Below are 11,480 nucleotides of genomic sequence, written 5' to 3'. Positions count from 1 at the left end.
GAACCGGCCCCGGCCCTGGCGGCGCGTGACGAGGACCACCTGCCGGCCTTCCTGCGCCAGCCGACCCCGGCCCCGGCGCCGGACGCGGCGGCGGAAGAGGTCGCCGAGAAGCGCCCGCGCACCCGCCGCAAGCGCCCGGCCAGCTTCGACCAGGGCGAAGGCGAGGCGCCGAAAGCGACCGCCGGCGCCGACGAAGAGGCGTAAGATCAGAGAAGGGCCCGGCCGAAAGGTCGGGCCCTTTTTGCTTGTCCGGGGGGACGGCCTTGAAACCGATCGACGGCTCGTGCCACTGCGGCGCGGTGCGCTTCCGACTGACCGCGGAGATCGCCGAGCTCACCACCTGCGACTGTTCGCTGTGCGTGAAGAAGAACGCGCTGATGGCCAAGGTCCCCGAGGCGGCGCTGGAAATCCTCGCCGGCGCGGACAACCTCGGCCTCTACGCGTGGAACACCCACAGGGCCAAGCATCACTTCTGCCGCACCTGCGGGATCTACGTCTTCCACCGCAAGCGCGCCGCCCCCGACCACTACGGGGTGAACGTGTTCTGCCTGGACGGCTTCGACCCGAGCACGGTCCCCGTGCGCGCCACCGAGGGCGCGAACATGACCCTCGCCGATCCGCACCCGCGGCCCGAGTGGCCGGGGCCGCGGGAGGGGGGCTGAGCGGGCCGCGCCCTGGAACGCCGCTTCCACGCCCTCGGTTTTTCCAGGCCCGTCAGCCGAGGAGTCCCGCCATGCAGCCGGACGCGCGCCACGTCGTCAGGGTCCTGAACGGCCTGATCGAGACCACGCTCAGCAACGTGCACGGCTATCGCGAGGCCGCCGCCCACGCCCGTGAGCCGCGGTTCAAGGCCATGCTCGAAGAGCGCGCCGAACGGCGCCAGGCGCTGTCCAAGCGGCTGGCCGACGAAGTGCGCACCTTCGGGGGCGAGCCGCCGCGCGACGAGAGCTTGGCCGCGCGGGTCCACGAGCGCTTCGTGGCCTTCAAGGAAGGTCGAGGCGACGACGTGACCGTGGTCGACGAGGTGGAGGAGGGCGAGGACGTGATGAAGCACCGCTTCGCCAAGGCCGCCAAGGAGCCGGAACTGCCGCCGCGCGTGCGCGACTGGCTCGTCGAACTGAGCACCCAGGTCCGCGCCGAGCACGACGAGATCAGCCGGCTGAAGAAGCAGATGCACTGACGGGGGGGCGGCTTTGAACCCCGCGACCGTGCCGGTGCGCCCTCATGCGGCCATCGTCCGGCGCGAACCTGCCGGAAGGCAGACGAGTTGATCGGCCATGCGCAGGGCCGTGTCCTCAGGCGAGCGCGGGGGCGCGCTCGGTCAGTCCTCCACCGGCCCCGACGGGCTTCGTCGCGCCTGTCTGGTCGACACCACCATGCTGTACGCGCCGGAGAGCGGCGGGGTGCGGCGCTACCTGACCGCCAAGCGGGCCTGGATGGCGCGCAACCGGCCGCAGGTGCGCCATAGCCTTGTCCTGCCCGGCCGGCGCGACGCCGACGACGGCCAGGGGCTGCGCTCGATCTACACCGCGCCCCTGCCGTTCGGGCGCGGCTATCGCTGGCCGATGAGCAAGGCCGCCTGGACCCAGCGCCTGGTCCGCCAGGACCCGACCCTGATCGAGGCGGAGGATCCCTACACGCCTGGCCTGGCCGCGCTGGAGGCGGGCGAAGCCCTGCGCGTGCCGGTGATCGGCTTCTGCCACACCGACCTGCCGGCCCTGGCGGCGACGCGGCTGGGCAAGTGGAGCCAGGAGATGGTGCGCAAGCGCTGGGCCGGCGCCTATGGCCGGTTCGACGCCGTGGTCGCGCCCAGCCGCTACCTGGCCGCGCGGCTGCAGGAGGCCGGGGTGCGCCGCGTCGAGGCGGTGCCGCTGGGCGTGGATCTGGAGACCTTCTCGCCGGCGCGGGCCGACCGGGCGCGGGTGCGTGCGGCGCTGGGCCTGGCGCCGCACGAGAAGTTGCTGGTGTTCGCCGGCCGGCCGGCGGCGGAGAAGCGGGTGCCGGTCATGGTCGAGGCGGTAGCCAGGCTGGGCTCGGGCTGGCGGCTGCTGCTGATCGGGGCGGGCGCGGGCCTGCCGCCGACCAACGGCGTGATCCGCCTGCCGTTCCAGCGCGACTCCGCCGCCCTGGCCCGGCTGCTGGCCAGCAGCGACGCCCTGGTGCACGCCAATCCGGCCGAGGCGCTGGGCCTGGTGGTGCTGGAGGCCATGGCCTGCGGCCTGCCGGTGGTGGGCGTGGCCGGCGGCGGCGTGGCCGAGACCATCGTGCCGGAGGTGGGCCAATTGGCCGCCGGTTCGGCGCCGGCGGACCTGGCCGAGGCGGTCGCCGCCCTGTTTGAGCGCGACCTCGTCGCCGTGGGCGAACAGGCGCGGGCGCACGTGGCCGAGCGCTACAGTTGGGACCGCGCCTTCGACCAGCTGAGCGCGGTCTACGCCGGCCTGACCGGCGACAGCGCCTTCGCCGACGAGGCCCACGACGAGGCTGTGGGCCCGTGAGCGTCGTCTACGTCCTGGCCCATTTCGACGACGAGTACTGCGCCCTGCCGCTGCTGCTGGCGCGTCACCGGCAGGGTCGGCGCCAGCGGCTGCTGTTCGTCGCCGACTATCCCAGCGAACGCGTCGGCCGCGCGCGGTTCGAGGAGACCCGCGCCCTGCTGCGCTGGCTGGGGCTGGGGGACGACGCGGCCCGCCACGTCGGGGCCGGCTGGGGCGTGCAGGACGGCGCGGTGCACCGCAGCCTGCCCGACGCCTGGCGAGCGCTGCGCGCGGCGGTGGCGGCGGAAGAACCGGAGGAGCTGGTCGCCCCGGCCTGGGAGGGCGGGCACGCCGACCATGACATGTGCGCCCTGCTGGCCAGCGAGCTGCAACGCGCGCTGCCGGGGCGCCCGCCGATCCGCCAGTTCGGCCTCTACAACGGCGCGGGCCTGCCGGGCCCGGTGTTCCGCGCCTGCGCGCCGCTTGTGCAGAACGGGCCGGCCGCCGGCGTGCCGCTGACCGCCGCCGAATGGGCGCGCTACGCCGCGGCCGTGCGCTTCTACCCTTCGCAGGCCCACGTCTGGTCGACCCTGTGGCCGGCCATGTTCGCGCGCTTCGCCACCCACGGTTTCCGCCACCAGGCGCTGGAGCCGGGCCGGGTGAAGGAGCGGCCGCACCCGGGGCCGCTGCTCTACGAACGGACCGGCCGGGCGGCCTACGACGAGGTGCGGGCCTGCGCCGACGCCTTCGTGCGTGACCTGCGGTGAAGGCGTTCCATCGCCTCCGCCGCCCGGCCCTGCTGCTCGCCTGCGCCGGCCTGCTGATCGGCGCGGGCGTGGTGGGCTGGACCGGCGCGGGCCAGGTCTGGGCCTCGTTGTCGGAGATCGGCCTGCCGGGCTTCCTGCTGCTGTGCGTGGCCACCCTGGCCTACCAGCTGGTCCTGGCCGGCGCGTGGGCCGGACTGACGCCGGGCGGCGAGCGGCGCTTCATCCTGTTCTACTGGGCGCGGCTGGTGCGAGACGCGGTCAACCAGAGCCTGCCGCTGACGCCGCTGGCCGGGGTCGCGGCGGGCGCGCGGGTGCTGGCCGTTCACGGCGTGCCGGCCACCCGGGCCACGGCGGCGGCGGCGGTCGACGCCTCGGTCGAGCTGTTCGCCCAGATCGCCTTTTCCGGCATCGGCGCGGTGCTGGCCCTGGAGATGCTGGCCGGCGCGGCCGAGGCCGACGGGGTGGGGACCATGTTCGCCCTGGCGCTGGGGATACTGGCCGCCGCGGCGGTGGCGGTGGCGGCGGGGCCGAAGCTGGGCCTGCGCGCCATCGAGCGGTTCGGCGCGCGGCTGCACCCGTCCGCCGCGGTCGGGGCGGCGGCGCTGAAGGCGGAGATCGACGCGCTGTACCGCCGCCGGCCGGCGGTGATGCTGTGCTTCACCCTGCACCTGGCCTCGTGGTTCCTGGGCGCGGCCTGGTCGATGCTGGCCCTGCACATGCTGGGTGTGGAGGTGGACTTTCGGGTGGTGGTGGCGCTGGAGGCGCTGATCTGCGCCTCCAAGGTCGCGGCCTTCGTCATCCCCTACGGCTTCGGCGTGCAGGAGGGGGCCTACGCCGTGCTGGCCCCGCTGTTCGGGGTCGCGGCCCGGACCGGGGTGGCGCTGTCGCTGCTGCGGCGCGCGCGCGACCTGGCCCTGGGCCTGCCTATCGTGGCCCTGTGGCAGGCCGGCGAGGCGCGCCGGCTGCAGCAGCGGCAAACCTAGATCCTCAGAAACGCTAGTGCGCCGCGGCCTTGCGCTTGGGCAGCAGGTGCAGGGCGCCGACGATCACGCCGCCGACCACCAGGCCGACCACGGCCGAGGCGATGGCGAAGGCCAGCCAGCCGGCGGCTGGCCCGACCACCGGCGCGGCGTGAGCCCAGGCCTCCAGCCCTTCCACCGTGTGCGGGATGTAGGGCACGTGGTAGTGCTCCAGGCCGTGGACGATGATGCCGCCGCCGACCCACAGCATGGCCGCGGTGCCGATCACGGTGAGCGCGCTCATCACGCCCGGCACGACGCGCACCAGGCCGCGGCCGAAGCCGCGCCCGACCTTGGAACGCCCCTTGGCCATGTGCAGGCCGATGTCGTCCAGCTTCACGATCAGGCCGACCACGCCGTAGACGCCGGCGGTGATGGCCAGCGCCACGACGGCGAGCGCGCCGGCCTGCACCATCAGCGGCTGTCCGGTGACGCTGGCCAAAGCGATGGCCATGATCTCGGCCGAGAGGATGAAGTCGGTGCGGATGGCGCCGGAGACCTTCTGGCGCTCCAGCTGCTCGGAGCTGAGCGCCAGGTCCTCGATCTCCACGGCGTCGTCGTGGTGGACCAGGCTCTCCAGGATCTTCTCGGTGGCCTCGAAGCACAGGTAGGAGCCGCCCAGCATCAGCAGCGGTGTGACCGCCCAGGGCGCGAAAGCGCTGAGCAGCAGGGCGCCCGGGAGCAGGAAGAAGAACTTGTTGCGCAGGGACCCCAGCGCGATCTTCCAGACGATCGGCAGCTCGCGGTCGGGCGTGAAGCCCACGGCGTAGGACGGCGTCACCGCCGCGTCGTCGACCACCACGCCGGCGGCCTTGGCGCTGGCCTTGCCGGCGGCGGCTCCGACATCGTCCACGGAGGCGGCGGCGATCTTTGCGATGCCGGCGATGTCGTCGAGCAGGGCGGCCAGGCCGGAAGGCATTGGATCCTCGGAGTGCGTGGGCGGCGTCGCCGCCCGAGAACGGGGGCGCATGCATGCACCGGGACGGCCTGGCCGACAAGCGGTGACGCTGGACGGGGGCCTAGTCGCCGGGCGCGAGGAAGCCGGGCAGGGCGGCGGCCTGGCGGATCCAGTCGGCCAGCTGCGCCTCGTCGAGCGCGTCGTGCTCGCGGATGTCGAGATAGCGCGTGTCGGGGGTCTTGCTGGCCCCGGGCGGGAGCGGCTGAAGCGAAGCGCCGCGGAAGAAGGCCAGCTTGAGATAACCGGTGAAGGCGTGGGCGCTGAGGAACCAGCCCTTCCCCTCGACGCCGTAGAAGGGCGACTTCCACTTCACCGCCTTGCGTACATCCGGCACGGTCCGGACGATCAGGGCGTCGAGCCGTTCGCCCAGCTCGCGCTTCCAGCCGGGCAGGGCGGCGATCCAGGCTTGCACCGGGGCGTCGCCGTCGCCCTTGGCGATCTGCGGGTTGCCGCCGGAGAGCAGGCGGACCTCGCCGGCTTCCGGCTTCGCCCCGGCGTCTCGCTTCATTTGCGCCTGGCCTTGGACGCGTTCAGGTCGGCGGCGGCGCGGACCAGCGCCTTGAACGCCGCCGCGTCGATCGCCTCGCCCTCGCGGAAGTCGATGGCGCGCCGCGTGCTGCCCTCCAGGCTGGAGTTGAACAGGCCCGTGGGATCGGGAAGGGACGCGCCCCTGGCGAAGGTGGTCTTCACCACCTCCTTGTAGGTCTCGCCGGTGCACAGGATGCCGCCGTGCGACCAGACCGGCACGCCGCGCCACTTCCATTCCTCGGCGACGTCCGGAACGGCGTCGCGGATCAGGGCGCGCAGGCGCCCGAGCGTCTCGCCGCGCCAGTCGGGAAGCGAGGCGATCCGCTCGTCGATCAGCCGCGTCGCGCTCTCGTTTTCCTGGCTTTGGCCTTCGGGGGTTCCGGTCGCCTTCACGCCGCGGTCTCCTCAGTCGCCAGCACCTGCTCGAGGTTGGCGAAGAACTTCCGCCAGCCGTAGCCCGCGCCCTGGTAGGCCTGCTCCTGGTCGGCCCGGAAGCCGGACTGTTCCATGCGCAGGTGGGTTCCCGCGCCGGCCGGCGACAGGGTCCAGGTGACCACGCTTTCCAGGCCGTAGGCGGCCCAGGTGTAGGACAGGGTGCGGTTCGGCTCGATCTCCAGAACCTCGCAGTCGACCGAGCCCCAGTCGGCGCGGAAGTCGAAGCGGCGGCCCACGACCGGCTCGAAGTCGGTCTTCATCAGCCAGGCCTCCATCAGGTGCGGCTGGGTCAGGGCGCGCCAGACCTTCTCCGGCGGATGGGCGAGGTCGCGTTCGAGCACGACGGAGCGGGTTTCGGTCGCGGCGGCGGTCATTGGTCCATCCTGTTCAGAAGGTCTTCGAGGTCGTCGAGGCGGCTGCGCCAGAAGCCGGCCATCTGTTTGGTCCAGTCGGCCAGCGGGGCCAGGGCGTCGGGACGGGCGCTGTAGTGGGTCTGGCGGCCCTCGTGGCGGTCGCTGACCAGGCCCGCCTGCTTCAGCACGCCCAGGTGCTTGGAGACGGCCGGCTGGGAGACGCCGGCCTGGGCCGTCAGGGCGCCGACCGTCTGTTCGCCGTCTCGGCACAGGCGCTCGAACAGCGCCCGGCGGGTCGGGTCGGCGAGGGTGCGGAAGAGGGCGTCCTGGGCGTCCATGCGCAATTCATAACTCTATGGTTATGGATTGATCAAGCGGAAACCGTCCGCCCGCCGCGCCAGCGCAGCGCCTCGACCACCAACGCCATGGCCGGGGCGAGCTGGCGGCGGCTGGGATAGTAGAGGTGGTAGCCGGGGAAGGGCGGGCACCAATCCTCGAGCACGACGGTCAGCCGACCCTCGCGCACATAGGGCTCGACCAGGTCGTCGGGCAGGATGGCCAGGCCGAGCCCGGCCAGGGCCGCCTCCAGGATCAGCTCCAGATCGTTGAGGACCAGCGGCCCGTCGACCCGCACGTTCAGCGGCCGGCCGTCCTTCTCGAACTCCCAGGCGTAGAGCCCGCCGAGCGTCGGCAGGCGCAGGTTGATGCAGGCGTGGCGGGTGAGGTCGTGCGGCGTCGCGGGCGCTGGGCGCGCGGCCAGGTACCCCGGCGCGCCGACGACCACCATGCGCAGGTCGGGCCCGATGCGCACCGCGACCATGTCCTTGGCCACCTGCTCGCCGAGCCGCACGCCGGCGTCGAACCGCTCGGCCACGATGTCGCGCAGGCCCTGGTCGACGTTCAGCTCGACCGTCACGTCGGGATAGGCCGGCAGCAGGCGCGCCAGCGCCGGCCACAGGATGGTGCGCGCCGCGTGCTGGCCGGTGGTGATGCGCACCGTGCCGGCGGGCTTTTCGCGCAGTTCGCTGAGCGCGGCCAGGCGCGCGTCGATGTCGTCGAAGGCCGGGCGCAGGGTCTCGATCAGCCGCTCGCCGGCCTCGGTCGGCGCGACGCTGCGGGTGGTGCGGGTCAGCAGCCGCAGGCCGAGCTCGGCTTCCAGCCGCCGGAGCGTGTGGCTGAGCGCCGACTGCGAGGTGCCCAGCCGGGCGGCGGCGCGGGTGAAGCTGCGCTCCTCGGCCACGGCCAGGAAGGCGGCCAGATCGCTCAGGGCTTCGCGACGCATTCATGAACTCCCGACATAGGCGCATGCGCAATTTAACGCCTAATCGCTGGTCGGGGGCGTTCCTAAGTTCTCCGCTGCGAGAGGCTTCGGCGCAGTCGGCCGAAGCCGCGACCGATCACGACAGGAAAAGACGAATGCAGAAGCGCGAACTGGGCCGCAGCGGCCTTGAGGTGTCCGCCCTCGGCCTCGGCTGCATGGGCCTGAGCTTCGGCCTGGGGCCGGCGGTCGAGCGGGCGGCGGGGATCAAGCTGATCCGCGCGGCGGTGGATCGGGGCGTCACCTTCTTCGACACGGCCGAGGTCTATGGCCCCTACGTCAACGAGGAGCTGGTCGGCGAGGCGCTGGCGCCGGTGCGCGACAAGGTGGTGATCGCCACCAAGTTCGGGTTCGACCTGGAGTCGGAGCCGTCGGCCCGGAAGCTGAACAGCCGGCCCGAGCACGTCCGCGCGGTGGCCGAGGCCTCGCTGAAGCGCCTGAAGACCGAGGTCATCGACCTGTTCTACCAGCACAGGGTCGACCCGGACGTGCCGATCGAGGACGTCGCCGGCGCGGTGAAGGACCTGATCGCCGAGGGCAAGGTGAAGCACTTCGGCCTGTCGGAGGCGGGCGTGCAGACCATCCGGCGCGCCCACGCGGTCCAGCCGGTCACCGCCCTGCAGAGCGAATACTCGCTGTGGTGGCGCGAGCCGGAGCAGGAGATCCTGCCGACCCTGGAGGAGCTGGGCATCGGCTTCGTGCCGTTCAGCCCGCTGGGCAAGGGCTTCCTGACCGGGGCGATCAGCGAGACAACGACCTTCGCCGAGGGCGACTTCCGCAACGTCGTGCCGCGCTTCGCGCTGGAGGCGCGCCGGGCCAACCTGGCCCTGGTCGAGCGGCTGGACCAGATCGCCGCGGGCAAGGGGGCGACCAAGGCCCAGATCGCGCTGGCCTGGCTGCTGGCCCAGAAGCCCTGGATCGTGCCGATCCCGGGCACGACCAAGCCGCACCGGCTGGAAGAGAACCTGGGCGCGGCGGCGGTCGAGCTGACGCCTGAGGACCTGAAGGCGATCGACGCCGTCCTGGCCGGCCTCGCCGTCCAGGGCGCCCGCTATCCGGAACAACTGCAGAAGATGGTCGGCCGCTGAGCGGCCGCCCCCTCACGTCAGGAGCTGTCATTTGAAAACTGTCGGTTACGCGGCGTCGGCCGCCGGCGCGCCGCTCGCGCCCTTCCATTTCGAACGCCGGGCCCTGCGCCCGAACGATGTCGCCATCGACATCCTCTGCTGCGGGATCTGCCATTCGGACCTGCACATGGCCCGCAACGACTGGGGCATGTCGGCCTATCCGCTGGTGCCCGGCCACGAGATCGTCGGCCGGGTCAGCGCGGTCGGCCCGCAGGTCAGCCGCTTCAAGGAAGGCGACCGCGTGGCGGTCGGCTGCATGGTCGACAGCTGCCAGCGCTGCGACCAGTGCCGCAAGGGCGAGGAGCAGCTGTGCCGCGAGGGCATGACCCTGACCTACGCCAGCCCCGACCGGCTCACCGGCGAGCTGACCCAGGGCGGCTATTCGAAGCACGTCGTGGTGCGCGAGGAGTTCGTCCTGAAGGTGCCCGACAGCCTGGACATCTCACGCGCCGCGCCGCTGCTGTGCGCCGGCATCACCACCTATTCGCCGCTGCGCATGTGGAACGTCGGGCCGGGCAGCCGGGTCGGCGTGATCGGCCTGGGCGGGCTGGGCCACATGGCCGTGAAGCTGGCCGCGGGCATGGGCGCGCACGTCACCGTGCTCAGCCGCAGCCACGCCAAGGAGGCCGACGCCCTGGCGCTGGGCGTCGACGCCCTGCTGGTCTCCACCGACGAGGAGGCTATGGCCGAGGCGGCCTCGAGCATGGACCTGATCATCGACACCGTGCCGGTGAAGCACGCGCTGGACCCGTACCTGCCGCTGCTGGACGTGGACGGCACCCTGGTGATCGTCGGCCAGATCGGCCCGCTTGAGGCCCCCTCGACCGTGCCGCTGATGTTCGGCCGCCGGCGGATCGCCGGCTCGCCGATCGGCGGGATCAAGGAGACCCAGGAGCTGCTCGACTTCTGCGGCCGCCGCAACATCCTGCCGGACGTCGAGACCATCCGCATGGACCAGGTCAACGAGGCCTTCGACCGGCTGGAGAAGGCGGACGTGCGCTACCGGTTCGTGATCGACATGGAGTCGCTGGCCGGCTGAGGCGCCTGACCTGGGTTCGGCCGCCGGGTTTATAATTTCCTGATACTTGCTCGGGCGTACGCAAAGCCTGCTCCTACAGGGGACACGGAGCTCTGCAATGCGAACGATGAACCTGGCGGCCGTCGCCTCGATGGTCCTTCTGGCGGCCTGCGCCACCAAGCCCAAGCCCCACCCGGACACCGTCGCCGGCGGCGAGACGCCGGCCGAGCAGGGCTACAACCCCGGCGGCGACGGCGGCGGTTCGGTCCAGCCGGGCGCCCTGGGTTCGCTGGCCGAGCGCTTCGCTTCGGAAGCGGGCGACCGGGTCTATTTCGAACTCGACAGCCACACCCTGGGCGGGGACGCCATGTCGGCCCTGCGCAGCCAGGCGAACTGGCTGGCCGCCCATCCGACCGTGCGGGTGATGGTCGCCGGCAACGCCGACGAACGCGGCACGCGCGAGTACAACTTCGCCCTGGGCGCCCGTCGCGCGACGGCGGTGAAGACCCAACTGGTCGCCTGGGGCGTCGCTCCGAACCGGATCGACACCATCTCGTACGGCAAGGAACGCCCGATCGCGTCCGGCTCGGGCGAGGACTCCTGGGCGCAGAACCGCAACGCCCAGTCCGTGGTGCTGGAATTCGGCGACCGCCGCTAATCCCGCTGAGGCTGCGGTCATGTCGCCGGAAGATTGCGAACGCGAGCGCTGTCGCCGGGGCTGGACGGTCGAGGATCTGGCCGCCCGGTCGGGCCTCGTCGCCCTGACCATTCAGAAGTTCGAGGCGGGGCTGACCCAGCCCCGCCCCGGCACCTTCATTGCGCTCCGGCGCGCCTTCGCGCGCGCAGAGTTCGGAGTCCTCAGTCCGAGCTGACTGGGCCGAGTTGAGGGAGTGTTCGCGGCGCGAACGGCGCCGGCGACGGCAGTTCGAGGGACGCCCGATGACCCTGGACCCAGCGACCGACGTCCGACTTCCCTCCCTGGCCGTGCTCGGCACGGTCGACCGCGCCGGACGCACCACGGCCGCGGCGCGCCTCGTGCGCGGGCTCAAGCGCGCCGGACTGAGCGTCGGCGCGATCCGGCTGAACGGCCGGCGCAGCGGGCACGGCTACTGGTCGATGGTGGACGCGGGCGCCAGCCCCATACTGGACGTCGGCGACCAGGGCGCCCGGCTGCGTGGCCCCCGCCTGGGCGAGGCGGCCGCCGTCCTGCTCGACCGGCTGGCCATGGGGCGCACGGACGTGGCGGTGGTCGAGCTGGAGCGTGAACTGTTCGACGCCGGGGCCCTGAAGACCCTCGCCTCCGAGGCTCTGAGCGCGCGGCTGGTCGGCGTTCTGCTGACCGCGCCGGACCCGTCGGCCGCCGGCTATGCGACCGGCTGGCTGCGGCGCTGGGGCGTGCCGGTGGTGGCGGTGTCCGGGGCCGGCGACCGCGCTTCGGACCACGCGGCGCGAGACGGCGCGGCTGTCGGGCGCGCCTGTGCTG

Annotated in this window: 15 protein-coding genes and 2 pseudogenes; 11 read left to right on the top strand and 6 right to left on the bottom strand. The window is 72.6% G+C overall.

Translation table 11 applies throughout. From position 1 onward, the window contains the following. The 6 genes and pseudogenes from G3573_RS16225 to G3573_RS16200 form a co-directional block, all read left to right on the top strand. Window positions 1-204: pseudogene (locus tag G3573_RS16225) on the top strand (DUF4167 domain-containing protein); the annotation flags it as partial. Window positions 205-263: 59 nt separating this feature from the next. Beyond that, window positions 264-662, top strand: a complete 399-nt coding sequence (locus tag G3573_RS16220) for a GFA family protein (protein WP_163262509.1) — start codon at window positions 264-266, stop codon at window positions 660-662. A 71-nt stretch (window positions 663-733) separates the two neighbouring features. Then, window positions 734-1,180: a PA2169 family four-helix-bundle protein gene (locus G3573_RS16215; RefSeq protein ID WP_163262507.1), complete on the top strand. Its 447-nt coding sequence runs from the start codon at window positions 734-736 to the stop codon at window positions 1,178-1,180. 97 nt (window positions 1,181-1,277) lie between these two features. Next, window positions 1,278-2,495 (top strand): glycosyltransferase, encoded by a 1,218-nt coding sequence (locus G3573_RS16210; RefSeq protein ID WP_163262505.1) that lies wholly within the window; start codon window positions 1,278-1,280, stop codon window positions 2,493-2,495. After that, on the top strand, window positions 2,492-3,241 hold the full coding sequence (locus G3573_RS16205; RefSeq protein WP_163262503.1) for a PIG-L family deacetylase: 750 nt from the start codon (window positions 2,492-2,494) through the stop codon (window positions 3,239-3,241). Before G3573_RS16210 ends, G3573_RS16205 begins: the two co-directional genes overlap by 4 nt. After that, window positions 3,238-4,224: a lysylphosphatidylglycerol synthase domain-containing protein gene (locus G3573_RS16200; RefSeq protein ID WP_163262501.1), complete on the top strand. Its 987-nt coding sequence runs from the start codon at window positions 3,238-3,240 to the stop codon at window positions 4,222-4,224. The genes G3573_RS16205 and G3573_RS16200 overlap by 4 nt, the downstream gene beginning before the upstream one ends. A gap of 13 nt (window positions 4,225-4,237) precedes the next feature. Here G3573_RS16200 and G3573_RS16195 read toward each other — a convergent pair whose 3' ends face one another. The 6 genes from G3573_RS16195 to G3573_RS16170 form a co-directional block, all read right to left on the bottom strand. Further along, entirely contained in the window at window positions 4,238-5,179 is a 942-nt protein-coding gene (locus G3573_RS16195; protein ID WP_163262499.1) for a DUF808 domain-containing protein, read from the bottom strand. Between the two features lie 100 nt (window positions 5,180-5,279). Continuing rightward, window positions 5,280-5,726 (bottom strand): DUF1801 domain-containing protein, encoded by a 447-nt coding sequence (locus G3573_RS16190; RefSeq protein ID WP_163262497.1) that lies wholly within the window; start codon window positions 5,724-5,726, stop codon window positions 5,280-5,282. Continuing rightward, complete coding sequence (locus G3573_RS16185; RefSeq protein ID WP_163262495.1) at window positions 5,723-6,139, bottom strand: DUF1801 domain-containing protein; 417 nt, start codon at window positions 6,137-6,139, stop codon at window positions 5,723-5,725. The genes G3573_RS16190 and G3573_RS16185 overlap by 4 nt, the downstream gene beginning before the upstream one ends. Next, the gene (locus G3573_RS16180; protein WP_163262493.1) at window positions 6,136-6,555 is read right to left on the bottom strand and encodes an SRPBCC domain-containing protein; all 420 of its coding nucleotides are present in this window, start codon (window positions 6,553-6,555) and stop codon (window positions 6,136-6,138) included. Before G3573_RS16180 ends, G3573_RS16185 begins: the two co-directional genes overlap by 4 nt. Further along, window positions 6,552-6,872, bottom strand: a complete 321-nt coding sequence (locus G3573_RS16175) for a metalloregulator ArsR/SmtB family transcription factor (protein ID WP_163262491.1) — start codon at window positions 6,870-6,872, stop codon at window positions 6,552-6,554. Before G3573_RS16175 ends, G3573_RS16180 begins: the two co-directional genes overlap by 4 nt. Before the next feature lie 32 nt (window positions 6,873-6,904). Then, window positions 6,905-7,816: a LysR family transcriptional regulator gene (locus G3573_RS16170; RefSeq protein ID WP_163262489.1), complete on the bottom strand. Its 912-nt coding sequence runs from the start codon at window positions 7,814-7,816 to the stop codon at window positions 6,905-6,907. A 134-nt stretch (window positions 7,817-7,950) separates the two neighbouring features. On the opposite strand from G3573_RS16170, the gene G3573_RS16165 reads away from it, so the two are divergent. The 5 genes and pseudogenes from G3573_RS16165 to G3573_RS16145 form a co-directional block, all read left to right on the top strand. Continuing rightward, a complete protein-coding gene (locus G3573_RS16165; protein ID WP_163262487.1) occupies window positions 7,951-8,940 on the top strand; it encodes an aldo/keto reductase in 990 nt (329 codons plus the stop codon). Between the two features lie 31 nt (window positions 8,941-8,971). Further along, window positions 8,972-10,018, top strand: a complete 1,047-nt coding sequence (locus tag G3573_RS16160; protein WP_163262485.1) for an NAD(P)-dependent alcohol dehydrogenase — start codon at window positions 8,972-8,974, stop codon at window positions 10,016-10,018. Window positions 10,019-10,115: 97 nt separating this feature from the next. Next, window positions 10,116-10,655, top strand: a complete 540-nt coding sequence (pal, locus tag G3573_RS16155; protein WP_205598298.1) for a peptidoglycan-associated lipoprotein Pal — start codon at window positions 10,116-10,118, stop codon at window positions 10,653-10,655. Window positions 10,656-10,674: 19 nt separating this feature from the next. After that, on the top strand, window positions 10,675-10,869 hold the full coding sequence (locus G3573_RS16150; protein WP_163262483.1) for a helix-turn-helix transcriptional regulator: 195 nt from the start codon (window positions 10,675-10,677) through the stop codon (window positions 10,867-10,869). Between the two features lie 67 nt (window positions 10,870-10,936). After that, window positions 10,937-11,480 (top strand): annotated as a pseudogene (locus tag G3573_RS16145) (hypothetical protein); the annotation flags it as partial.

This window comes from Caulobacter sp. 17J65-9, assembly GCF_010975005.1.
Classification (GTDB): domain Bacteria; phylum Pseudomonadota; class Alphaproteobacteria; order Caulobacterales; family Caulobacteraceae; genus 17J80-11.
Note: the sequence above shows the minus strand (reverse complement) of the source record. Positions and strands in the feature narration are given on the sequence as shown.

Bases quoted from the DNA above. Each gene is read 5' to 3' on its own strand.
- G3573_RS16215 (WP_163262507.1), top strand. From the start codon at position 734: ATGCAGCCGGACGCGCGCCACGTCGTCAGGGTCCTGAACGGCCTGATC.
- G3573_RS16210 (WP_163262505.1), top strand. From the start codon at position 1,278: ATGCGCAGGGCCGTGTCCTCAGGCGAGCGCGGGGGCGCGCTCGGTCAG.
- G3573_RS16195 (WP_163262499.1), bottom strand. From the start codon at position 5,179: ATGCCTTCCGGCCTGGCCGCCCTGCTCGACGACATCGCCGGCATCGCA.
- G3573_RS16190 (WP_163262497.1), bottom strand. From the start codon at position 5,726: ATGAAGCGAGACGCCGGGGCGAAGCCGGAAGCCGGCGAGGTCCGCCTG.
- G3573_RS16180 (WP_163262493.1), bottom strand. From the start codon at position 6,555: ATGACCGCCGCCGCGACCGAAACCCGCTCCGTCGTGCTCGAACGCGAC.
- G3573_RS16175 (WP_163262491.1), bottom strand. From the start codon at position 6,872: ATGGACGCCCAGGACGCCCTCTTCCGCACCCTCGCCGACCCGACCCGC.
- G3573_RS16170 (WP_163262489.1), bottom strand. From the start codon at position 7,816: ATGCGTCGCGAAGCCCTGAGCGATCTGGCCGCCTTCCTGGCCGTGGCC.
- G3573_RS16165 (WP_163262487.1), top strand. From the start codon at position 7,951: ATGCAGAAGCGCGAACTGGGCCGCAGCGGCCTTGAGGTGTCCGCCCTC.
- pal (WP_205598298.1), top strand. From the start codon at position 10,116: ATGCGAACGATGAACCTGGCGGCCGTCGCCTCGATGGTCCTTCTGGCG.
- G3573_RS16150 (WP_163262483.1), top strand. From the start codon at position 10,675: ATGTCGCCGGAAGATTGCGAACGCGAGCGCTGTCGCCGGGGCTGGACG.